This is a genomic window from Maribacter aquimaris, assembly GCF_014596745.1.
Classification (GTDB): Bacteria; Bacteroidota; Bacteroidia; order Flavobacteriales; family Flavobacteriaceae; genus Maribacter_A; species Maribacter_A aquimaris.
The window spans coordinates 252,285-278,291 of sequence record NZ_JABTCF010000003.1; the positions used below are offsets into that span (position 1 = coordinate 252,285).

Below are 26,007 nucleotides of genomic sequence, written 5' to 3' on the forward strand. Positions count from 1 at the left end.
TTTCTATTTTAGTAAATAAATTCCATCATTGCGAACCATGATGTTATTAAGGAAAACAGTATCACCGCGAGGATACCAATATTCATTTTAACCCCTGCCTTATACTCGTGCATCACAGATTCCCTGTTAATCAAAATATAAATCGGAATCGCTACGGCCGGAAGAATAAAAGCTTGAAAAGCTTGCGAAAAAACCATTAAGATAGGTGGCTTTTCTTCCATAAAAACAGTTCCAAAAGTAAATAGCAATGCTACTACGATAAGTACTCTTGATTGGTTAGAATGTATATTACGAGGTTTTCCGGTGTAATCGGCAATCAGCCATGGCGCTATCAGAACTATGGGGAATACCGTAGACAATCCGGCACCGGTAATACCTATAATTAAAAGAAAAGCCGAAAATTTTCCACCAATGGGCTCGAACAACTGTATCATATCGACCGTATTGTCAAGTTTCAGCCCCATAACATGAAGCGTTCCTGCTCCAACGGCCATAATCACCCCACTGAGAAAAAGCATCATGGAAGCGGAAACAAAGGCATCCCTTTTTTCTTTTTTTATATCCTTTACCCCCCAACCTTTCTCTGCTACCACAGTACTTCTCATGATAAAAACAGCTGCCGAACAAGTCGTCCCCGCTATAGCGGCTATCAACATATAAGCGCCCGGGGTATTGGGCACTGAAGGAACCATACCTTCCATTAAAGCCCCCATGCTTGGTTTCACCATTATAAATACAAGGAGAAATGACAGCCCCATCAGGATTACAAGAACCGTAAGTATTTTTTCAAACATTTGATACCTACCAAACCATAGGAATAAATAGAGTATCGAGACAAAAAAGAGGATGATCCAAAAGGTATTTAACTCCAACCCATTAAAGGCCAACTTAATTCCTTCTTGAACAAGGTCGGCAACGATTCCCATTACCCCAATAAGGGCAAGTAACTCCCCTATTATAAGGGCGATAATTATATAGAGGGAAAGTAACCAGCCCCAACGAAATTCTTTTTTAAAATTAAAAAGAGCGGTATTACCCGAAACTAAGGTCACTTTTCCATAAGCAACCATAAGTATATAGGTGAAAATACACGAAAGTACGAGAGCCCAAAATAAACCCATACCATGTTCCGCTCCAGTTTTGGCCATAGTAGTAACACTCCCTGTACCAATATTGTAACCAATTAGGAATAGACCAGGGCCAACAACACTTAACGCTAAAAGTATTTTCTTGATTATCTTATTGCTTGCCATGAACAGTATGTTATTATTAAATATATTTTGACTCTAAAAAATTTAGTTCCTGGAATAGACCAATTTGCCGGATACGTATGTTTTTTGAATAACCATTTCATTCTTATCCATGGTAAATAGTATCAAATCAGCCCTTTTACCCTTTTCTAATTTACCTAAAGTTTCCATTGAAAACATTTCGGCCGGATTCGTACTTGCCATTTGGATGGCTTCCGGAAGACTACATTGTGTATATTCCATCATCACTCCCAAACACTTACTTATAGGGGATGCCGCTCCCGCGAGCACATTTTCCTTTGGAAGCTTCACTACGTTCGGTGTAAGCAACAATTTACGTTCCCCCCTAATATATTCCCCTGGTGGCAATCCCGCCAAATCCAAAGCGTCCGACACCAAGATTGTCTTATTTGGTCCCTTTACCTTATAAAAACTTCGTACTTCCTCTCTTGTCAAATGAAAACCATCTGTAATAATACTCGTCGTTATACGATCATCTGACAATTGAGGCCAAAGCGGATTGTGGTGACGATTTATCTCATTCGCACATCCATTCCCTAAGTGTGTCGCCATTTTTGCTCCTGCATCAACGGCATTTTTAACCTGAATAGCAGAACCATTATGATGGCCCAGAGAGACCACGACCCCACTTTCGGTACATTTTTTTATAAATGGAATAGCACCTTCCAGTTCTGGGGCCATTGTAATTATCACTATCCCATTTTCAGCTGCTTTTTGTATTTCCTGGAATTCTTCCCAATCTGGATTTTTTATATACTTTTCCAGATGGGCACCCCTAAATCCTGCTACAGGAGAGATATAGGGTCCCTCCAAATGAAAACCAGGTATTGACGGCCCGATCTCTGGATCCTTTCTTGCTGCTGCCAATACTGCAAAATTCTCCTTGATCCTATTAATATCACTTGTGATGATGGTGGGGAAATAACTGGTGACCCCAACTTTCCATAGAGCCTTGGTAGCCTTCCTAATATCTTCAACGGTCAAGCCCGGTCCAGAAAAATCAACACCCATATATCCATTGATCTGAACATCAATTAAGCCAGGTGCCATAAATATTTTGGTTTCAGTGTTCTTTTTCAAGGATTGCGTAATCGTTGAAATTCTATCCCCTTTTATCGTAAGGGTAACGGGCTTGTTGTCTAAATATGAAATACCTTCTACCTTCATAGATTTGGTAGTTTCTATTTTACCAATGCCTGTAAAAACAAAAATGATCAATAATATAATTGAAGTAATCTTCATAGTGGTTCGTTTAGGGCTATTCTTTATTGCTGTCTAGTATTCTGATTTTTATATTCCGGAACCACGCATCATCATCATGGTTTTGTAAGACAATATGTCCTTTTCGCTTTTTAATGAAATCCGGAAAGTCCTTATACTTACTAATTTGGTACAATGAATCCAATTGGGCGGATTCGTAATCATATTCGACTACCCTTTTTCCATTCAACCAATGCTCAACATGGTTGCCATTTACGATTATCCTGCTTGAATTAAATTGCCCTACAGGCTTCAATTCAACATTCTTTGCTACAATCATATCATAAAGTGAACCCGTAAAATGTGAAGTCTTCAAGTTTTCATATAATTCATCGGTATCATCCAATAATTGATATTCAAAACCAATTGCACCGTGGGGGGAATCATACTTTTGGGACATTGCTTCGGACACATTATACTTTATTCCGCTATTACCGGCCTTGGATATTTTCCATTCAAAATAAAGTTCGTAATTATCAAAGGTTGCAATGGTCATCAAATCCCCACCTTCAATAGGCTGTCCATCCGGTAAGGAAGGAACCAAGCCATTGTTCAATTTCCTAATGGTACCATCCTCAATAGTCCAATGTTTGTCAGGCACTTTTTCCATACCTAATCCACGCCACCCATCAAATGTCTTTCCATCAAACAATAGTTGCCAGTCAGATTCATTTTCCTTATGATTTTGATTCCCTATTTCCTCCTTATCGTGGGTACTTTGTTTTTTTTCTTGTTTGCAGCTTACTATAAATAAACTAGCCAACATAATGGAAACAATGATTCTTTTCATATTTATCTTTCTAAATTGTTATTTTTTCAACCTCTTCCCATTGGTTACTATCGGTAGATTTCTGAAGGGCAGCAAGTATTGCAATACCGTTCAAAATACTTTGATGTGACCTTGGTTCCTTACCTGTTTTGAACATGTCTACCATATCCTTATCCGCTTTGGACACATCCTTGGTTAAAACATCAGGGATCATTTCCGTTAGCCCCTGATCCGTTTCAACAAAGGTTCGCCATTCATATTTTTTTGTAGAAAAAATCAAAGAAGCCAACATGCCATTTCCGAAAACCAAATGAGCTCCGTTTTTACCTTTACCATTTTTAGTCACCCTTACCTTTGCTACATCTTCCCCAAAAATATTAGTCAACGGTTGTATCATATGTGCTCCATAAAAAAAAGCCCCTCCATATATTGAATTGATATCATAGGGCCCAATACGGACTATTTGGTTTATTTCACCGATTTTATCCACTTTACTTTTGATATTATCGGTCTCATAACTTTGTGCAATAGAACTATACGAAGTAACGGGTGTACCCACTTCACGAGCCATGGCCAAAAACTGTTTGGCCTCTTGAAGATTAGTGGAAAATGGTTTGTCCACAAAAGTCGGGACACCGGCTTTCACAAAGGGAATAGCTGCTGCCAAATGATATTTGCCGTCGCGGTGGTCTACAATAAGCGCGTCAATTTTACCCATCATTTCTTTTGGGTCCCTTACCATATTGGGAATCCCCCCATGTTTCATAGCTTCCTTTGCAAATTCCTCGGTTTCCCCCCAAACATATTTTATTTCAACACCAGGAAATTTTTTATCAATATTAAAGAGTTTACCAAAACCCTTGGTATGTGAATTTTCCGCCCCAATGACCCCAATTCTTATTGGTTTTGGCTTACCTGTTCTTTTGGCGATTAAATTGGTTGCGAAACTAGATGGCCCCGATAGTGTTATTGTAGACAATGCAACACCTTTGCCCAATTTTTCAATAAAAGACCTTCTCGTATTTGAATACGTACCCATTATATCAATTATTATTTAAGGGTTTTGTCGTGATATATTAATAGCATGCGTTCAATTCCCCATCATCAAACCATCAAAAAACTTCCTAATCATTATTTTCTATTGAACGTTAACCAAAACCTCAAAAACCGCTTTAACAGTACATCAAATTTGAAATCCCGTTAATTCATGAGAAGTAATCAAAAATAAGAATATCATTAAAACTTTCACAACCTTTCTTTTGTTTTTTTTAAAGTTATTTTTTTTAAAATAATATCCTTAAGTCTTGTTTGTGACAAAAACACCATCAACCCCTAAATAATGGGCTAATAATTCAAAAATATAGAGTACTAAAGATACATATCCAGCAAGAATTATTTACAAATACTTTTTTACCTTAAAGATTTATTATGTCTGATATAAACTACCGTTATAACCAGTATAGACATAAAATAACCTATATGCCATTTCTTTTCAAAAACAAGGTGAAAGTTGCCATTGAAATCCTTCGTAACAAAAAACAACATTTCTACAATAAAAACATAATAATAAGCTTGTGAAAGAAAATATATTTTTTAGATTTGATAAGTAATGATTAACAATCGATTTGACTTATCTTAAATATCATTAATCTTTGGCTTAACATGACAAACCCATGTTTTATAACAATGCGTTTTATTGCATTTTCCTCACTGGTAAGCCGTAGCCAACAAACCTTTACCTATTTAATGACTTCAAACCAAAAACCAACACCTAGTACCAACGTGGCGGAAACATGTACTACAAATGGTGTCGCAACAGGTTTTAATCGATACTATTCAAATAGTACTATAGGTCATAATAGGATGAGTACTGGTTTAACCGAAGGTTCAACTAAATTGTATCATCAAAAGAAAATTATGGATTGTATTCTTGCAAATACCCCATTAACCCAAATAGATAGATTATGAAGATAATTCAAAAAACTTCTCGAACCATAGTTTTCATTTTGACAATCACCTTGTTGATTTCATGTAAAAAGGAAAAAGCAACAATTGAAACCAATAGGCCAAATATCCTGATAGCTATTATGGATGATGCTACCTATGAACATATGGGAATATACGGATGCGATTGGATAAAAACACCAAATTTCGATAGGATAGCGAAAGAAGGTCTTCTATTTTCAAGGGCATATACACCGAACGCAAAGTGTGCTCCCTCGAGGTCGATCATATTAACCGGCAGAAATTCATGGCAATTGGAGGAAGCAGCGAATCATTGGGCATATTTTCCAACAAAATTCAAGACCTATCCCGAAGTATTGGGAGAAAATGGGTATCACGTTGGTTATACAGATAAAGGTTGGGCGCCGGGTATCGCAAAGTTGGACGATGGTAGTGAACGTTTTTTGACGGGAAAACCATACGATGAAAAACAAACAGATCCCCCTGGTGATTTTATTTCAACAAATGACTATGCCGCCAATTTTTCGGATTTTTTATCGGATAATACAGAAAGTTCCCCCTTCTGTTTTTGGTTTGGATCAAGAGAACCCCATCGGGCTTACGATAAAGGGATTGGTATAAAACAAGGAGGTAAAAAACTTGAGGAAATTGACAAGATCTATTCGTTTTGGCCAGATAACGCCACCGTAAGGTCAGACCTTTTGGATTATGCCTTTGAAATTGAATATTTTGACAAACAATTAGGTAAAATGTTCAAAACCTTGGAAGAAAGAGGAGAATTGGACAATACGGTCATCGTTGTAACTTCGGATAATGGAATGCCTTTTCCAAGGGTGAAAGGCCAGGAATATGAACTTTCCAATCATCTACCATTGGCTATTATGTGGAAAAATGGAATAAAATCACCAGGCCGTACCATAAATGACATGGTATCTTTTGCCGATTTCGCGCCGACCTTCCTGGAATTGGCTAATTTGGAACCTTCCGAACAAGGAATGAAGCCAATTATAGGTAAAAGTTTACTGCCCATCTTTAATTCTACCCAATCAGAAAATATAGACAGCTCAAGAGATGATTTTATATTAATAGGAAAAGAAAGACATGATGTAGGTCGACCTCATGATTGGGGTTACCCCATCCGTGGAATTGTCAAGGGAGACTACCTCCTTGTCCGGAATTTTGAAACTAGCCGTTGGCCAGCGGGAGATCCCATTACCGGCTATTTAAATTGCGATGGTTCCCCTACTAAAACCGAATTATTGGCCTTAAGGAAAAACCCTGAAACATTTCATTACTGGGATTCAAGTTTTGGGAAAAGACCCGAGTTTGAACTATATAACATAAAACAAGATCCTGAATGTATGGTAAATATTTATGACGATCCTGCATATTCCAAAAAATCGGATGCGTTGAATACGCTTATGACCGAGGAGCTGAAAAAACAAAAAGACCCGAGAATATTGGGGAATGGTCAAATATTCGACAATTATATTTATGCCGATTCCACAGGTGTCAATTTTTACGAAAGATATCTAGCCGGTGAAGAACTTGGCACTAGTTGGGTCAACCCTTCTGACTTTGAAGATATAGGTGATTGATTGACCTATTTTTACTTGAAAACCATAATTTAAAATTGAAATAAAAAAACTATGAAAAAAATACTATTGATTTCATTATTACTGGTAACTACGTATAACACATATTCCCAGAATAAGGAAAAAATTGAGATTGTAATACAACAAGGGGAATACTGGTGGGGTGGACTTAGTTCTATTGGCCACAACACACCTTATGATTCAGAAACTATTGAGAGTCATGACCTTTGGGGCGATAACAAAGGAAATCAAGCGCAACCATTGTTGTTATCGAGTAAAGGTAGATACGTTTGGAGCGAATCCCCCATAAAGTATTCCTTTGATAAAGGAAAGATAACGGTCACCTCTAGGGATGGTAAAATTGAATTTGGTACTGCAGGTCAAAATTTACGTGATTCTTATGAATATGCCGTAGCGAATTTTTTCCCACCTAACGGTAAAATCCCAGAGAAACTATTGTTTACAAAACCTCAATACAATACATGGATAGAACTTATCTATAACCAAAATGAGGAGGATATATTAAAATATGCACAAGCCATAATTGATAAAGGCTATCCACCAGGAGTACTCATGATAGACGACAACTGGCAGGAAAGTTACGGCACTTGGGAGTTCTCCCCTCGCAGATTTAAGGATCCCAAAGGAATGATGAAGAAATTACATGGCATGGGTTTCAAGGTTATGCTATGGGTTTGTCCTTTTGTGAGTGCTGATACTGAAACTTTCAGACATTTGGCCAAAGAAAAAATGCTCCTATTGGATGCCGATAAAACACAGGATATACTGTGGGCGGATACAAAAAACAAGGCTGCAATTTTTCGATGGTGGAACGGTGCCAGTGCCTGTCTGGATTTAAGTAATCCGGATACCCAAGAATGGTTTGAAGGAAGGCTAAAATACTTAATGGATGAATACGGTGTGGATGGTTTTAAATTTGACGCTGGGGACGCAGGGTTTTATACAGAGGATATTGTTTCTTATGTTCCTGGAATGAATCCAAATGACCATACTACCTACTTTGCCAAATTAGGATTACAATTTCCATTGAACGAATATAGAGCGTCATGGAAAATGGCAGGTTTACCTCTAGCACAGCGACTAAGGGACAAACTACATGTTTGGACCGACCTCGAAAAACTCATCCCTGATTTAATGTCCCAAAGTTTAATGGGCTATGCCTATACATGTCCTGATATGATTGGTGGTGGAGAGCACCAGTCTTTTGAGAATACCACTACGATTGATGAGGAGTTGGTGGTACGTTCAGCCCAGGTTCATGCCTTGATGCCAATGATGCAATTCTCTGTGGCCCCATGGCGGGTCCTATCCGAAGAAAATAATCAGTTCTGTTTAGAAGCTGCATTATTACATGCTAAAATGGGAAGTCTATTTTTAGAATTGGCGGAAGAAGCCTCACGAACCGGAGAGCCTATAGTTAAACCGATGGCCTTAGCGTATCCTAATAATGGATATGAAACCATAAAGGACCAATTCATGCTTGGAAACCATATATTGGTTGCCCCTGTAGTCAAAAACGGCGAACGAAAACGAAAAGTAATTTTACCAAAAGGAAAATGGGTGGCAGAAAACGGTAAAACATTTAGAGGAGGCCGCACCATAGAAATTGATGTTCCTTTGAGTCGTTTACCCTATTTTACCAAGAAATAACAATTTTACTAGGATTAGCTTATATAGTATAAACAAAAAAGCGGGGCACGTCCCCGCTTTTTTTTGTTCGATATTAAATATTTACACATTCTGGGGAATAAGGAATTATTCAACGATGGATTTAAAGACCAATTCCTTAGCCTCTATTAAAAAAGGGTTCGACTTTTAAATAAAGTCAAACCCTCGTTATTTTAAATTACACAGTTTAGTGGCACAGTATTCCACTTTTTATTCCATGTCCAGTAATTATTGCCTTCACTTACTGTCCTTAAAATTTAAAATGTTCTCATGTATGTATTTTTCATTCCGGATCGTATCTGCCAAAACGTTCTTCAAAAAGACATTTTCCACAGGTAATTCTTCCTGACCTAGAACCCTTGAAATGAACTTAACATCCTTTGATTGTATATTTTCCAGATAGATATCCTTTATCGGGGTCAATCTTTTTTCATATGTTGGCACCAAATCACGCCATTGATATAATACATCCGTCTCAATGCCAAGAATGCCTTCATCAATCTTACCTGCCTTAATATTGTTCACATAAATGTTATTAACATACCCCCCTCTACGTTCATTGGTTTTTATATAAACCAGATGGTTTAGTTTTGCCCCGTCCACTACTTCACAATTATTCATAAATACATTCTCTACACCACCGGATAGTTCACTCCCTATGGCCAATAACTGGTGCCCATTTTTTACAATACAGTTTTGGATCACTAGGTTTTTAGTCGGTGTATTCAAACGCCACGCATCCTGATTACGCCCAGATTTTATAGCAATGGCATCATCACCTTGGTCAAAAACACAGTCTTCAATCAAGATATTCTGACTCATTTCGGGATCTACACCATCATTATTATGTCCATGTGCCCAAACTTTCACATTCCTGATAACAATATCCTTGGATAAAAAAGGATGAATAACCCAAAATGGGCTATTGGTTATGGTAATTCCTTCCAATAGAATATTTTCACTCCTATTGAATTGAATAAATTGAGGTCGCATATGCGACTTGCCATTTACCATTTGTCTTTCTTCCACAGGGACATCTTTGGAAGCCAAATTATATAAACGCTTTAGATTGTCCATGTGTCCCGGAGGACGTAAAAACCATTCCTCCCAAACATCCATTTTGGCCTTTATTTCCCCCGCGCCGGTTATCGCGATATTCTTGCATTTGTACGCATAAATCAATGGGGAATAATTGAGGCATTCCATTCCTTCCCATGTTGTATGGACAGCAGGTAAATAATCATCAGGATCCTCTGAGAAAACGAGTATGGCCCCTTTGTTTAAATGGAGGTTGACATTACTCTTCAGATGAACTTTTCCTGTTATCCACTCCCCTTCTGGTATAACCACTACCCCACCACCAATTTCATGGGCCTCATTGATTGCCAATGCAATTGCTTTGGATGTTTTTTCCTTATCACCCTGTGTCGCACCAAAATCGACTATAGACATCCTCTTACAATCACTAAAATCCGGGATTTTAATAGTTGGCATGTCAAAAGGTGCCTCAACACTTATTTCATGGATTTTCACAGGGGGTGTTTCTGTTTTACAAGAGTGAAAAATTGTAAAACAGATTAGAATTAAAAGTAAGCTTGGTTTTTTCATTGATATTTTGATTTTTGATTATAATAACCGATTATTCAACTATTCTATTCGTATTGGCCATGAAGACAGGGGATAAGATCACTGCCTAAGCTTTATTTTTTGATTTTTATCCTGTTTATCTGAAAGTTCTTGGCCATCTACTCGATTGCCAATCTTGATACTTCAATTATTCACCTACAATTATCCCTTGTAATTTTTTAGCTAAAATCTTATAGCCTTTACGATTGGGATGCAATCCATCTGTAAACAATGATTCATCTATTTTTCCATCCTTGAGCAATAATTGGTCGCCAATAATGCTGAAATCAATTGCTTTTGAATCTGCCATTTGCCCCAATTTTAAATTTAGGCCTCTAATTTCCTCTTCCTTACCCGTTCTAGGTAATATTCCGATCATCAGAATATCGCTTTGTGGTTGGCGAATTTTAATGGCATTTATCAGCATTTCCAAACCTTTGATTATTTCCATCCCACTATTGTGTTCTAGGTTATTTGTGCCGATCATTAAAATAATCCGTTCCGCTTCGTAACCATCAAGTTCATCATGATATACCCTCCAAAGTACATTTTCAATTCGGTCCCATCCAAACCCAAAATTCCGTACTCCCATTGGTTTCATTATACGCTCCCACGAATCTTTCCCACTAGCAATTGATGATTTTGGTTCTCCTCCCCAAAAATTGACTATAGAGTTTCCGAACAGACAAATTTTTGGTGTTTCCGCTTTGTTCAATTCAAGTACTTTCTGATGCCTTTCTTCCCATTTATAAACAGCAATATCCCTACTTTGGGTCTTGGGGATGGTTGTGGTTGAATTCCCAATCGGCTCCTCCAATATCCCCCTAATCAAATCCTCATAAACCGTTGCATATTGAATCATTCCATAATCGTTGGGATGAATTCTATCAACGTACATATCAAAATTCAAGGCTAGATCATGTTTCTTCAATAGATAAAGGTTATCGATTCCTTCCGATTTTAAGGCGTTAAAAGCTTTTTCCAATTCATTATTGAGTGCGATAACTTCATCGTTATTTTTTTTATTGGTCAATTCATCCGCATAACCAATATGGGCCGACAAAACGATGGGAATACCTGGCCTCTTTTCCCTTAATTTTTTGACGGCATCCATAGTGAGCTTATAGGTGTCATCCTTTGCTGGATCTAAATTTGGCAAGCAATCCAGGATATACAATTTCGCATCAATTTCTGTCATTAAATCGATTAATTCCGGCTCCAATCTGCCATTACCCGAAAAGCCAAGATTAATAACAGGTCTTTCCAGTTTTCGTTCTAATATATTTGTCCACGCCATTCCTGGGCGTGAAGCACAAGCTCCCTGGCAAATAGAAGTTCCATAAGCTACGATGGGCTTCTCATTACGAGTAGGTAATACCTTAAAAAAGGATTCCTCCACCACACCAATCCCCAGCCTTTCAACTTCATTGTATAACGGTAAAAATAGCTGGTACTCCCGACCATACTTTTTATACGATTCAGAACTCCCATCAATTCGAAAGGAATAATTACTTTCTGCTTCAATTGAATATGATCCCCAACAACGAAGCCATTCACCATCCTTGGTTTTACTGTATAGGTCTAAACCGCTAACGCCCGTAGCAGGCATGTGAAGCATAGCAATAGCTTCTTTTAGCTGATAGTTGACTAGAATACTGTCGGCATTGGACCAAAATCGAATAGACAAACCTGCTGATTGTTTCGATAAATTCCAGACGGCTTCCCTAACGGACGCTTCCGCCCTTTCTGGAAATCGATGATAAACGGATTTCACTTCACTGGGCCAAGCTTGACCTGCAATTACAGGAAATTCACTATCCGCAGGATTCCACCATTTTATTTTGGTTTCCTCTTGAGAAAAAGAAATATTTATTGCGAATATAAAAAGTAGTAATAATATTGATCTATTCATAGTGGTATATCTGATGTTTTTGATGTAATTATTCTTTTTCCGTATAACTTGTGGTCCCTCATAACATATGAAGTTGAACAACCCTTAAATTCATGGTTTTTCACATACTCTGTTATTACGTTTTGACCTCATTTCATATTTGGCTATCAATCATAGGCCGGAAATTCAACTAATTCATATTCGCTGTAAATCCCGAAGTATCCGTTAGTGATTCCATAAAGGCTATAATATCCTTAATTTCTTGCTCCGATAAATTCAATGGTGCATCGGACAACGTTTGGTTTTCAACCTCTAATCCCATACCTGCCCCTCCACCTAGATTATAAAACTCCAATACATCCTCCAATGTATCAAACAAACCGTTATGCATATAAGGTGCTGTTAAAGCTATATTCCTTACAGAAACCGTTTTGAATGAATTTTTAAAATAAGGTTGTTTTTCTCCATTAAGGCCATTGGCTATGCGACCCAGATCCGTATCCAACTTTGGGTTGATAGAATCAAAACCCTGGGTAATACCTAAGACTTCAGATTCAGATTCCAGATAAAATGGCGGAATGGTACCATTGAACATGGGTGCAAAATGACAACTACCACATGCACCTTTTCCCATGAACAAATTAAAACCCCGTTTAGCATTTTCGGGATATTCATTTGTTTCGTTCCGTACATATTGATCAAAGGGACTATTAAACGATTTTAAAGTGTTTACATAAGCCGCAATGGCATTGCTTATGGATCGTTGATTTATATCCTGCTTACCAATACCGCCATACGCTTCCTTAAACAATTTTAGGTAATTGGAATTTCTATTCAGTTTATCGATAATAGCTTCAAAATCAGTATTGAACTCCAAATCATTATCAATAACATGTGTGACTTGTTTTTCAATATCAAACGCACGCATATCCCAAAAATAACGTGTGGAGTAGTTCGCGTTAATTAAGGTTGGCGAATTTCGCGCCGTAAAAACACCTACTTGATTCGATTTACTTTTAGGCAAGCCGTCCGTAAAACCTTTGTTAGGACTGTGACAACTTAAACAAGACATTTTATTACCATCTGAAAGCTGGGGATCCTGAAACAACAACTTGCCCAATTGAATTGTTTTAGGATTATCCAAAGGCAAATAGACTAATTCTGAATAAAAATCAGTATCGAGAAAATCGCCATCAAATAAATTTTTTGATTCATAGTTTTGGGCGTGCTTTTTAAAAGGCTCTAACTTGATGTTGCTTAGGTTCTGAAAATCCAATAATCGGGCATACAAGGGATTGACTACTTCCTTTAAAAATCCCAATCGATCAAAATCATTGAAATCAGTATTGGCATTCAATATTGTTTTTCCTTTTTCAAATAGATCCTTGATGGTTTTGAATTCGGATTTGGCGTTTGGGGAGACAGCCGTTCCAAAATGCAAAAATGTAGTTTCCATACTTTGCCAACTGACATAACTTTCTTCCATGGCATTAACAGAGCCTGGCGTATCATAACCTGTTAGGCCCAATGTAAAGATCCTGACCAAACCGGACCTAAGGCACTCAATAATCTGACTAGACTTTAAATGAATCGGTAAATGCGTTTTTGAAATAAAATCAACGCGCTCCTTAAGTCCATTTGCCAATACTTTTATATGCTGTAAATTTTCTTTGGACGGTTCATCAAAAACAGCTTCATCCAATGCTTGCAAGCCACAAGGTTCAATAACACTTCCTGCTTTAAAATGCTCATTTACTTTAGGCAAAGGTGCGCCATTGATATAAGTACCAGCATAGAACGTTTGATAATAATCAAAAATAAACTCAATGCCCTTATAGGCCAATCTGGTTTTTCTAACTTGCGCTTTCAGGTTCTCAAATTCGTTTAAGGAAGTCGTTTTATCAGCTTGATCTACCAATACATCCACCTCGCCCTGAAACTTATTAAAATTGGCCTCATATACTGCCGCTACTTTTTCTAGGATTCTATCTGTTTGATAAGGTGTAGCCGTCTTCTTGCCGGACAACAACAAAAAACAAATAAAAATTGACCCTATTAAAATGCCTTTCTTTTTCATTTACAACTTAACACCTTTCTGTTTTGGGGCCCTGTTTAAAACCCCTAACACCGCTATTCCCTTTTGGGGAATCTCTTCCAAAAAAGGAACAAACCCCTAATGACCAATTGTTGGTCAATTGGCAAAATCATTCTATTGTAACGGATTCGATATACGTCCCGTTTTTTGTGGTGATCTCAATAGCATACATACCCTTTGGCATCTTGCTCACATCAATGGTCTTTTTCCGGCTCTTTTTCACCAATTTCCCTATGTTGTTATAGATCTTGACTTTCTTCAGTCGCTCATTACGGTCCATCGTAATGGTAAGCAAATCATGGCCCGCAACATAAAGGACCTTTTTGCTTTCTGCCCCTACTTCCGCTTTTGGCTCATTTGTATCGTCCGTAAACGTCACTCCTGTTTTATGGATGGTGAAATAATCATCGATCTCACCGGTTTCCCTTATGAACTTTATGACCATGTTTTGTCCGCCATTACCATCATCGTCAATTTCCATGACACAGGACCCCAACTTGTTCATGGAGATGTACATGGCCTGGTGATTCAGGTCCCCACCCGATATTTGTCCCGCAGACCCAGTGGTTATGTAAACAGCGCCTTCTGGCTCTGTACTGGCTTTTTGGTATGCACCATCACCATCCTCTTTACCATCTCCTTTTCCATTTGCCCCAACGGTATTTCCCCCGTTCGTAATTTCTTCCAGGCTAAATGTGTTGGACAACCCTTGGTGTCCATTTAAAAAATAAGAACGTTCGTAAGAATGGCTATGACCGCTTAAAACCAGATCAACCCCGTTGGCCTCCAACATGGGTGTGAAATTTTCCCGCATTTCAACGGGTCGATGATCAACATCGGAGTCATGCGACCCCTTGGAATAGGCCGGATGATGAAACAAGGTTACGATCCAATCCTGCGCCGTGTTTTGAATATCGGTCAGCGCCCAATTGTACATAGGACCTCCAACGGCGCGACTTGTATGATGGGAGTCCAGTATTATAAAGTGAATATTGGCATAATCAAAGGAATAATAGGCCTCTGTTCCCGATGGGGTTCCTCCTGCTTCTCCTGCGGTAGGAAACGTGAATATATCGTAATACGGACCGGATTGTGTGTCGGAATCTGCAGAATCGCCATCATGGTTCCCCAAACAGGACCATGCTACGGACTTTTTGAACATATCGTCATAAACATCAAAAAAGGCATTTTGATATTCACTATCCTTTCCCGTGTTATAGGCGTTATCCCCTAAAAACAACATCATATCCGTTTTACCCGGGTTCGTTGCCGTAGTGTCCACATAATTGTAATACGCATCCCGTACCCATCTTTGGAAAGTATTTCCCGTACCAGGGTCTCCTATGATCCAAGCACGTACAAATTGGTCCGTTCCGGGGGTGGGTGCCGTTATTACATACATATCACCAGTAACACTTTCGGAAAGGACTTCTGTTCGGTTACCTATATTGAAATAATATTTTGTGTTAGGCGTTAAACCGGATAAGGTAACTTCGTGTTCCGTGGTTAAATCGGCGCTTGTTACATTTTTGGACATGGCACCCAATAGGGTACCATAGTTGACAACGGATTCGGTAGCGATATCAGTCCTCCATTTTACAATTACGCTCGTCGGTGTCCCGGTCTGTAAATAAGGGCCTCTTTCTACAACTACCGCCGGTAAATTCTTGGGTACGTCAACATTGTTGGCTGCCACAGCAGCACTGATATTGGGAATATCCACAACGGAAGTTTGGGCGAAAGAATACACCGACCATAGGGCGGCTAGCAAAAAAATGCTTTTTTTAATCATGATTTTTTTTTATTGATGAAGCTTTCCAAGCTATTGATTTGTTCTTTTAATTATGCAGCCATTCAGCTTTTGGTCCTGTAGTATTGTAATCATTAATATGATGAAATTTTACACAAACAAATATACCCCTTATTATAGTAATTGCCGGAGCAGAAAACCTTTAAAAGCTTCTAACTCCGACAATTTATACTTAGTTAAAGAAGGCCTATTTTATAAGCAAGCCTTTTTCAATACTATCAATTAGTATAGGATGGATTTTGTACCAAATTTTCATTTTTGAGCATTTCCGCTTCAGGAATCTGATGAAGAATACGATTAGAGGTATATGGAATGGAACCTGGACCTGACCATCCCTGCCATGTCATATAACTTCTATCCATAGTTTTCTTATTTCTAAATACATCATGTGTGCGATGTCCCTCATGGGCAAACTCCAAACGAGCTTCATCCAAAACGATATCCAAAACAGATCCGTATCCCTGAAGATTGTCTAATCGAAACAACTGATCACCCGACAACCCGGCTCGTTCCCTTATTATATTTACCATCTCCAAAGCTTTCTCTTCCTCACCATTTTTCGCATAAGCCTCAGCCTTTATGAGGTACATTTCCGCCAATCTAAAATAAATGGGGGAATGCAACATCGGCTCGTCATCCTGGTAGGTTAGTTTTTGGGTCCAATATTCAGGTATACTAGATTTCTCAATCACCTTGTACCCATAATATTCATTATCTGGATCTGGGATTTTATTACCTTCAGAATCTAATTCATATTGAACATCAATAAAGTTTGTTCTCAAATCATTAGGGTTCTTGAATAATAAATCCATGAATGAAGAGGATACCATGATTTGACCATAACCACCATCTCCATGCATCATTCCTCCCATCATATATCTCCCTACATTATCTGTTGCCAACCTCTGTACCGCAAAAATGGTTTCCGAGTTTCCTACAGGTGCATTTCGATTGTATCGAGGGAAAGCTTCAGAACTGAGTAACTGATATCGGCCTGAATTAATTACACTATCCGCATATACTATTGCTTTATCATTCTCTTCCTTAAAAAGATATAATCTGGAGAGTCCTGCCAAAGCTACTTCCTTGGAAACATAAATATTACTCTTTTCTTCATTTAATAGGCTCGCCGCCTCTAATAAGTCCTTTTCTACAAACTCGTATGTTTCCTTAACGGTCGCTCTTGAAAGTCCCTCATTTTCCGTAGAAGTGTCACTCAATGGAACCCCTAAATTTGTTGCTGGATCGTCGTGGGAATAGGGTCTTCCATAAACGCGTACCAGATCGAAATAAAACATTGACCTAAGGAATATATTCTCTCCCTTTAACTGATCTCTTTTTATTTCATCTTGCGATGACAACCCTTCGAGATTATCAAGCCCCTCGTTTGCTACATTTATAGAATAGATGGCTCGATAGGAGTACTGCCAAAAATCCAGGGACCTATCCGATGCCGAAGTTGGCTGATACGTTAAGGAATATGAGAAATCGTTGCCGCTCCATTGATTAAGAATAACATCGTCACTCATATATTCGGTTACATCATAACGCGTTCTATCATAACCATATTTACCCTCTGCAGAACTTAAAAACGCATAGTTCCCAACAATAGTATTTTCAAGCAGTTCCAACGAACTGGTTACTTGATCAGTCGTGATTTGACTAATTGGTTCAAAATCTATGTTATTTTCAGTACATCCACCCAAAAACAATGGCGATATGCTGATTATAAATATTTTAATGTATTTCATAATTTTTATTCTTTGGATTAGAAGCTAAAATTCAGGTTAAGTAAAAATTTTCTTGTAGGTCTAAATCTACTTGTTTCAGCAAAAGGGTTCTCGTAACTAACATCCGAATCCCCAAAAGAGTAATTTGTAATTATTGCCAAATTCTCTACAGAAGCATTTATGGTAAACTCCTTAAATACGCCCAAGAAATCCTTAGGAAAAGTATACCCTAAACTTACTTTCTGAATTTTGAAATAACTTGCATCCTCCAAATAAAAAGATGAAGTCCCGCTAAAATTATATGGATCCCCATAAACCAATTGTGGTATATCAGCATCGGTCGTTCCTGGAGTTTCCCAACGCTTTAGATCTTGCCATTTGGTGATTTCAATCCTGTTTGTGCTAAAATCGCTCGCATTCCAATCAACATAATTATATACCGTTTGTCCAAAAGCAAAATTTGAAAGAACATTTAAATGAAAATTCTTATACTTGAAATAATTGGAAAAACCACCAGTCATTTTAGGGTAAGAAGAAGACGTTGGCATATAACTGGCCTCTGACTGATAATTTGTGGTTGTAACCAATGCCGGATTATCCGTTTCGTTTCCATTGATCTTATTGCCATCCGCATCTTCCCATCTAGTATAAATAGGGGCACCCGTTTGTGCATCTACACCTTGATATTCAGGAAGGTAAAAACTCCTTAGTGAATATCCTTCTCGAATAATCATTCTATCATTAATGATATCCTCTCCTCCATCAAGTTCCAATACCTCATTCTTATTGATATTGAAATTGAAATTAGTTGACCAAGAGAACTCACCTTCGATATTCTTTGTCGTCAATGATAAATCAATTCCCTGGTTTCGGATAGAACCGATATTACGGACCTGACTGGTAAAACCTGTAGTAGCCTCTAAAGGAACGGATTGTAACAAGTCATCATTTACACGGTGATATAGGTTGACCTCTAATGAAGCCCGTCCAAATACATTAATATCGAGGCCTAAATTAAATTTATGTGCAGTCTCCCACGTTAAATCGGGATTGGGCAAACGAGAAGGCCATGCACCTGCATTGGCATTATAACTGGATTTTGTTGTAAATGAATACGTTCCCATTGACAAATAGGGTTCAATATTTGCATTTCCCGTAGTACCATAACTTAATCTAAGTTTTAAAAGATCAAGCCAAGAGCTTGAATCTTCCAAGAAATTTTCCTTACTGACCATCCAGCTACCACCAATGGAATAAAAAGTACCCCAACGTTTTTCTGCTCCAAATACAGAGGAGGCATCACGACGTAAAGAACCCACTAAATAGTACTTATTCTTGTAGTCATAATCCAATTGTCCGAAATACGACAAAAAACCGGACTCATACATATCACCACTCACATCACGGGCACTACCCACAGAACTAAGTGCGGTCATATCCCCGACGATACCAGTTCCTACAGCATTTACAAAACGGGTTTGATCATAATTATATTCCTGACCCAATATACCGGACAGGCTGTGATCACCGAAGCTTTTATTGAGATGTAAGGTATTGGAAGATATAACTCCAAGACCATAACTATAATCCCATTCCATATAACCATCGTAATTATAACCAACCCAGGTCATGTTTGAATACGACTTAGAATGATCGGACCCGTTCAATGCTACCCTGTTGGAGGTATTGAACCTTGCCCAGTCTGTAATTTTCCAATCCAATTCCATCATTACAGTACTTCCCCAGAATTTTTTACTATTTTCTGATTCTTCCCTTTCCATCATATAATTGACCCCAGTACCACGGTACCACACAGGTACCTGCTCAAGATCCATAGCTGGAGTTGGTGTTACACCGTCAGGCATAAAAGCAGCATCAAGCGGAACATTCTGATATGCCTGAGTATAGGGACTTGGCCAATTAAATTCAGATTTATCCCCGTATTGGGCAGTCATTCTAATATTGGTTTTCAGTTTATCGGAAATTTTATGACTTAGGTTTCCCCTAAAATTATATTCATTATTATAGTAATCAAGGGCTGTTCCTTTCTCCCTGTTTAAAGAAGCACTAACATAAAATGTAGTCCTATCCGATCCCCCGGACATAGCAACCTGGGTTTGATTTAAAAATCCAGATCTTAAAAGTAAATCGCTCCAATTAGTGGTGTAATCCAAAGCACTTGTAGGTACAACACCATCCCGGTATTGCTCAAAAGTTGTATTGACAAAATCAGGATTACCTTCCGCTACCCTTAAATTATAAAGATTTTCCATCGCTGTAGACCACTGTCCATATAAACCTTCGGCATCATACACTTTCATCCTGTCATTCCAATTGGAAGTTGGACCAAATGTACTATTTACAGAAACCTTAAATTCACCAGCTTTTCCTTCTTTTGTGGTAACTACAATTACCCCATTGGCTGCACGGGAACCATAAAGTCCGGTGGCTGCTGCATCCCTTAGGACAGTAATCGTTTTAATATCTTTCGGATCATATTGTCCTCCAATTATCCCATCAACAACAATTAAGGGAGAGCTACCTGCCTCCATTGATCCCGCACCTTGTATGACCATGGATGCACTTTGACCAGGCTCACCACTACTACCAGATACTTGCATTCCAGGAATCCTTCCCTGAAATATATCCCCTAAACTCGTTGAACTTACTGATTGCCTGATTTCCTCTTCTGAAACAATGGACACCGAAGATGATAGCTCGGATTTCTTTTTTGTCGCATATCCAACAACTACCATCTCATCCAAGCTTTCAGCGTTGACCTTCAAACTGATAGATATATTAGATTGTCCATTCAGAGGAACTTCTTGGGTAGCATATCCTATATAGGATACCACTAGTATACTATTCCCATCGGCAACATTCATTAAAAAATTACCATCAAAATCGGCAATGACCCCATTTGAAGTACCTTTTTCAACAATATTTGCTCCTGGAAGGGGCATACCACTATCATCGATAATTGTCCCGGTAATTGAATATTGGATGATTGAATGATCCTCTAAGTCTACCCGATCATCACTTGATGACCGAACATCTTTAGTGGTTCGCTTTAGTACTATTTGTTTATTCAAAACCTTATAGGAGACATTTTGACCTTGAAAAAGTATGTTCAATATTTTTTGGATCGGTGTATCCAATACCTTAATACTGACTTTTCTTTGGACATCTATTTCATTGGTTTTATAAAAAAAATTGAATTCACTTTCGGATTCGATTTTCTCTAAAACGCTTTCGATGGACTTGTCTGAAATATCCAATGAAATTTTTTTGTTTTGCCCATAAGAGTTGGCCTGTAGATTGAACAAGGCCAAAGCAAACAACAGGAATGAAAGCTTCATTGATCGGTTTTTGTTTAGTACGCTTCCCAGAAATATGGGAAACCAATGCTTTTTTTGCATAATTTTGGATGGTTTTAATTAGTAAATTGGTTTACGGTTAAAATCTTGATTTGTCGGGACAACGTTGCCGCGTTTCCCGACTTTTTTTTAGCTATTTTTCTTTCATACGGTTTATTTTAATTTTCTTATTATTAATTTCATATTCGAATCCAGCACTCTCTTGAATCGTGTTCAGAATGTCAATTATGGTTTCCCCTTCCCTAAATTCGCCATTAAACTTGACAAGGTTTAAATCTTTGTAATTGTTTTCTATCTCCACTGCAAAATGTCTTTCTATTTTCTGAATTATATTTATAAATGATTCATTATTAAAAGTCAAACGTCCCTCCCTCCAACTTAAATAATCACTAACATCCACTTCATTTACCGCTATACTGTTATGGGACAAAGTTGCCTTCTCCCCAGGACGAATAATAGTAGGGCTTCCTAACAGGTCTTTATCTTTCTTGTTATAAACAGCCACGCTTCCTTCTGTTAGTAGTGCAAATGTTTCTGTTCCAGTATAGGAACTGACATTAAAGTGGGTACCTAGCACTTCAACGTCTAAGTTATCGGTAGATACAAGAAAATGCGAGAGTGAGTCCTTAGCAACCTCAAAGTAGGCTTCTCCGTTCAAAAAAACCTGCCTATCCTTTCCTGAAATAAAATTGACAGGATATTTTAGTGAGGATCCCGAATTCATATGAACCAATGATCCGTCCGACAATCTTATTTCAAATTTTTTACCATTAGGCACAATGATTTCATTGTAGACAAGTTTTTGAAGCCCTTCATTGCCCTCATAACTTATTTGATTTCCATTCTGTTTACCAATAACTTTTCCTCTGCTATCAAACAAATCCTGTTCTGAATTTGAATCTATCTTTTTGATAGTATTATCTGAAGTTTTTAGTATTATTTCTGACTCCACTACTTGATTTGATTCAGGAAGAAATTCCTTTGAAGTATTTTGATACCATAAAAAACTTCCAATCAGCCCTACGATAATTGCAGCATATTTAAGATAATGCTTAATGGAAAATTTACTTTTCTGACTTTTAGTGTTAATATTGGATTTAATATTCATCCATATTTTACCTTTAATTTCCTCATCATATCTTAATTCCGACCATAGTTTGTCTTTATCCTGAAATGATTGTAAATACTTATTAAGCATTTCAATTTCCTTTGCTGAACACTCATCTTTGACATATTTATCAAAAAGTTCTTTTGCTTGTCTTTTGTTCATCAATTCAATTTAGTATTACAACAGAAAAATGTTCCATTATCTATAAGTACCTGAAATCGAGAAATGGTACACGTCCATTTCGTCTTTTTTTTTAAATTATTGATAATGCTAAGGGAAAAGAATCAGTTATTATGCAGAATTACCTCCATATTACTATAATAGTATTTAGATAAACCGCATATCTATTGATGATTTGTGAATACACAATTTAAGTGACAATCACTTTGTGAAATAAAGATTTATAGGGTACTGGTTAAAAAGATAAAATAAAGGACCCCTTCTTCCATAACCATGTTTTTTCTCAAAAAAGCAAGGGCCTTGGAAATTTGATTTTTAACGGCCTGAACGGAAATTTCCAATTCCAAGGCAATCTCCTTATTGGACTTATCTTCAAATCTGCTCAAAACAAAAATCTGTTGACATTTCGTAGGTAGTTTGTCCACATGGGTCTTTATTATCGTTTGTAATTCGTCAAACTCCAGTTTCTTAGTAATGCTCATCGAAATATCTACAATAATAAGTCTTGTCATATCCTCATCTGAAATTTTCCGATTTCTAATGTGGTTAAAAACTTGATATTTCACCGCCTGAAAAAGATATGGTTTTAGCTGTTTTACTTTTGCCTTTTTCCGTTTTGTCCAAAAATCTATGAATACATTTTGTACAATGTCCTCACATACCTCCTTCTTTTTGAAAATATTCATAGCGAAGAGAAACATACTTTTAGAATAGCGTTCATATATCTCTTCAAATGCAGAAACATCATCTAGCATTATAAGTTCTAATAAATCACTGTCGTTAAGCTTTGCCGCCATGAGTTTGATTGGGTAGTTGGATTAACTTACTATTATAAACATACAAATACTATTATCACAATAACCTATTCGCCCTGAATTATAGTTTTAAATGATAATATTGAATAAGAACGTTCCTGACCAACCCATAGAAACATCAAACCCAAGGGTGTCTTGATGGGCTCTCCTTCTGGTTGAACCGTCCTCAGTCCAAACAATCATTTTTCCACTAAACCAACGAGAGAATATGGCAATAAAAACGGACCGCGATATCAATATCATATCATACAAAACTAAAGTGTAAACCAGAAAATCAGATACACGCTCTGAACAAACCTACATTTTAATTCCAAATAAAAAAAGAAAAACCAAAAAATATGTGTACGTACACGAAATTTAAAAATACTTGTGCTATTTATTTCTGTTTGTGTAAATTACCATTTGTGATATTGCGAAAATGGCAGGAACCTCAGTTGAATTTTTATAAGGTCATGCAGAAATTAACCCGGTAAAGTCTCACCAAAAGAATTAAAAACCAACAAACCTAGATAATGAGATCAAACACCATCCCAACTTTATTACTCGAAAGTTTAGAACACCTTAAAATGCATCAATTTCGTGTACTACTTCCAGACCCGACAATAGACCCTTATTGAACTCCCTGTATTGATGTTAATTTGTTTATGCTGTTGTTCCAAATGGAGTCCTTAGTGACTATAGCGCATCATAATCGTTTTGGACAAAATAGTACCTATTATCAATTAGTGAACTATTTCCACCAAAATGCAGGAATTGCCATCAAATTACAGAGTATCGTTTTACATAGGCCGGGAGACATCGCAATGATCCCTATTGACGGAAAAGGAAAAAGGACAGTCTTCTTTCAAGAAAATGGGAAATAGCAGGGAATATCATCCTCCCCATTTTTCCTATAAGGTGCTGCCCTGGCCATTAAGGTTGCCCTTATTCCAATAACGGTATACAATGCCCGGTAAACAATGTACTATTCAAGGGCTATCCAGTAGGGAGTACCTTCAAAATGGCACATTGTTAATCACTCTAAAGCACCTCTATTTCAATCTTTTGAAATAAGGCAGACGCTCTAACGAAACTTTTATGTCCACGGATTTGCCCCCTCTATAAACAACTCCCAATTCATCGATCCATTTACCCTTCGGGAGTATTACCTTTCGATTTTGTGCCCCTTTTTCAAGTACGGGAGCTACAAGTATATCGTCTCCAAGCATAAACTGATTTTTCACCAATTCATATCCTTGGTGCGGAAAAACATATTCCATAGAGCGGACGATTGGTTCCCCTGAAATTGCTGATTGTTCGGCAAATTCCATTATTAACGGTACATACTTACTTCTTATTTCAACGGCTTTTTTAACAGCTTCAAAATGCTCTTTATCCAAAATCCGCCATGGGGCAACCGAAAATTGCATCATAGGCATTAAAGCATGACATTGTGCCGATCTAACAATCAATTCCTGGTCTATTGTTTCAGCGCTCAAAAAGGAAACAAATTCACCTCCTCCGATCATATCTGGACAGGAAAAAGAATAACCCATAATTCCCTGCACTAAAATACCTGGAACCAATTTTTGCAAATCCTCCCAATTATGACGTTTATCGGACAAACGATTAACAATGGGCTGCCCTGCCATTTTCCACATTGCCCTGTATTCATTCAATGGATTACCAAGTCCGATTTTTGCATATAATTCACTGTGTTCCTGAGGACTTACCTTTACTCCTCCCGAATAACAATCCTCATAGGTCCCAAAATCACCTGCATCAAGCTTAAATCCATCAATACCATAAGTATCCTTTAGATTATTGAGTTGATTTTCAAACCATTGGTTACCTTCTTTTTTGGAAAGATCTATAAGGCTACTATATCCATTCCACCATTCTATAAGTGCTGGATTTCCAGCTTTATCTTCCAAAAGTATATCCTCTTCCCTGAGTTTACGGAATACATCACAATCAGGGCTAACAAAGGGGCAGACCCATAACATAACCTTAAACCCCATGGCATGAAGGGAATCAACCATCATTTTCGGATTAGGAAAACGACCTTCATGAAAGTTCCATTTTCCATAATCCTCTTGCCAGTTATCATCTATCATCAAAACTCCCGGAGGAAAACCGTTCGCTATGATCTGACGTGCATATTCCAAAATATCCTCCTGGTTTTGGTCGTACATCAATTCAATCCAGGTATTGTACTGAGGTTCTGAAAACAACAACCGGTCCGGTAATTTCCCAGATGGTGAAAAATGATTTTCTGAGGCAAATTTAAACCCTTCTTTCAACGTTTTTCCTGCTTTGATATACGTCAATGAAGAATCTGGGGATATTACATTCAATATTCCATTCTCCATTGATATTTCGAACGGTTTTTCAGACCAAATAACATGCCCTTGATTTGAGAGAAGCATAGGCTGCACCTGATTTCCATAGTTCTGATTCAAATTTGCCTTATATCCATTCTGTATTGGCATCATTTCCCCATGTTTAATAACACCGGTCCACCATGACATATTTTTTTCAACCGGTACCGAAATTTGATGCTGCTTATTTTGTTGGGCAACCCCATTCCAGGTAATTAACAATAGAAATACCTGTAAGCATTTTATATAAAATAATTTCTTCATGTTTTTATTAATTGGATATAAATGGGTTCTGATGATTAGTTTTCTTTTGAATTTGTAAAAAAAGAAAGAATCCGTTTGCCCCTTTTACAAAATAGCGATTAGAATTCCCTTACAGGATATTCCATTTCGTGGATCTTGGTTAAGCTGTATCCATTTTTAATACTTTTTTTTACCCTTATTCATTCTATGAATAATCTTAATT

General features: G+C 37.6%; 16 protein-coding genes. 3 read left to right on the forward strand and 13 right to left on the reverse strand.

The genetic code is table 11. The annotated features are described in order from the left end of the window. Positions 1-8 precede the first annotated feature (8 nt). The 4 genes from HPE56_RS07085 to HPE56_RS07100 are packed head-to-tail and all read right to left on the reverse strand — an operon-like array spanning position 9 to position 4,339. Positions 9-1,253: an Nramp family divalent metal transporter gene (locus tag HPE56_RS07085; protein ID WP_188243069.1), complete on the reverse strand. Its 1,245-nt coding sequence runs from the start codon at positions 1,251-1,253 to the stop codon at positions 9-11. 42 nt (positions 1,254-1,295) lie between these two features. Continuing rightward, positions 1,296-2,513 (reverse strand): N-acetylglucosamine-6-phosphate deacetylase, encoded by a 1,218-nt coding sequence (gene nagA / locus HPE56_RS07090; protein WP_188243070.1) that lies wholly within the window; start codon positions 2,511-2,513, stop codon positions 1,296-1,298. 16 nt (positions 2,514-2,529) lie between these two features. Next, entirely contained in the window at positions 2,530-3,321 is a 792-nt protein-coding gene (locus HPE56_RS07095) for a 3-keto-disaccharide hydrolase (RefSeq protein ID WP_188243071.1), read from the reverse strand. Positions 3,322-3,331: 10 nt separating this feature from the next. Then, positions 3,332-4,339, reverse strand: coding sequence for a Gfo/Idh/MocA family protein (locus HPE56_RS07100; RefSeq protein ID WP_188243072.1), 1,008 nt, complete (start codon positions 4,337-4,339; stop codon positions 3,332-3,334). Positions 4,340-5,264: 925 nt separating this feature from the next. Here HPE56_RS07100 and HPE56_RS07105 point away from each other — a divergent pair. Both HPE56_RS07105 and HPE56_RS07110 read left to right on the forward strand, forming a co-directional pair. Continuing rightward, the gene (locus HPE56_RS07105; protein WP_188243073.1) at positions 5,265-6,863 is read left to right on the forward strand and encodes a sulfatase family protein; all 1,599 of its coding nucleotides are present in this window, start codon (positions 5,265-5,267) and stop codon (positions 6,861-6,863) included. A gap of 51 nt (positions 6,864-6,914) precedes the next feature. Continuing rightward, complete coding sequence (locus HPE56_RS07110; protein ID WP_188243074.1) at positions 6,915-8,531, forward strand: glycoside hydrolase family 31 protein; 1,617 nt, start codon at positions 6,915-6,917, stop codon at positions 8,529-8,531. A 255-nt stretch (positions 8,532-8,786) separates the two neighbouring features. Here HPE56_RS07110 and HPE56_RS07115 read toward each other — a convergent pair whose 3' ends face one another. The 8 genes from HPE56_RS07115 to HPE56_RS07150 all read right to left on the reverse strand — a co-directional run bounded on the left by HPE56_RS07115 (position 8,787) and on the right by HPE56_RS07150 (position 23,163). Next, positions 8,787-10,082: a glycoside hydrolase family 28 protein gene (locus tag HPE56_RS07115; protein ID WP_317173184.1), complete on the reverse strand. Its 1,296-nt coding sequence runs from the start codon at positions 10,080-10,082 to the stop codon at positions 8,787-8,789. A 241-nt stretch (positions 10,083-10,323) separates the two neighbouring features. Further along, a complete protein-coding gene (locus tag HPE56_RS07120; RefSeq protein ID WP_188243076.1) occupies positions 10,324-12,087 on the reverse strand; it encodes an SGNH/GDSL hydrolase family protein in 1,764 nt (587 codons plus the stop codon). 169 nt (positions 12,088-12,256) lie between these two features. Then, positions 12,257-14,143: a cytochrome-c peroxidase gene (locus HPE56_RS07125; protein ID WP_188243077.1), complete on the reverse strand. Its 1,887-nt coding sequence runs from the start codon at positions 14,141-14,143 to the stop codon at positions 12,257-12,259. Between the two features lie 127 nt (positions 14,144-14,270). Then, complete coding sequence (locus HPE56_RS07130) at positions 14,271-15,953, reverse strand: metallophosphoesterase (RefSeq protein ID WP_188243078.1); 1,683 nt, start codon at positions 15,951-15,953, stop codon at positions 14,271-14,273. Between the two features lie 236 nt (positions 15,954-16,189). Next, positions 16,190-17,722, reverse strand: a complete 1,533-nt coding sequence (locus tag HPE56_RS07135) for a RagB/SusD family nutrient uptake outer membrane protein (protein WP_188243079.1) — start codon at positions 17,720-17,722, stop codon at positions 16,190-16,192. Between the two features lie 17 nt (positions 17,723-17,739). Further along, the gene (locus HPE56_RS07140; RefSeq protein ID WP_188243080.1) at positions 17,740-21,060 is read right to left on the reverse strand and encodes a SusC/RagA family TonB-linked outer membrane protein; all 3,321 of its coding nucleotides are present in this window, start codon (positions 21,058-21,060) and stop codon (positions 17,740-17,742) included. A 151-nt stretch (positions 21,061-21,211) separates the two neighbouring features. Next, positions 21,212-22,348: a FecR family protein gene (locus HPE56_RS07145; RefSeq protein WP_188243081.1), complete on the reverse strand. Its 1,137-nt coding sequence runs from the start codon at positions 22,346-22,348 to the stop codon at positions 21,212-21,214. 239 nt (positions 22,349-22,587) lie between these two features. Further along, entirely contained in the window at positions 22,588-23,163 is a 576-nt protein-coding gene (locus HPE56_RS07150; RefSeq protein WP_188243082.1) for an RNA polymerase sigma-70 factor, read from the reverse strand. Positions 23,164-23,840: 677 nt separating this feature from the next. On the opposite strand from HPE56_RS07150, the gene HPE56_RS07155 reads away from it, so the two are divergent. Further along, the gene (locus HPE56_RS07155; RefSeq protein WP_188243083.1) at positions 23,841-24,044 is read left to right on the forward strand and encodes a hypothetical protein; all 204 of its coding nucleotides are present in this window, start codon (positions 23,841-23,843) and stop codon (positions 24,042-24,044) included. Positions 24,045-24,212: 168 nt separating this feature from the next. On the opposite strand, the gene HPE56_RS07160 is transcribed toward HPE56_RS07155, so the two are convergent. Continuing rightward, positions 24,213-25,805, reverse strand: coding sequence for a glycoside hydrolase family 31 protein (locus HPE56_RS07160; RefSeq protein ID WP_188243084.1), 1,593 nt, complete (start codon positions 25,803-25,805; stop codon positions 24,213-24,215). Positions 25,806-26,007: the final 202 nt, after the last annotated feature.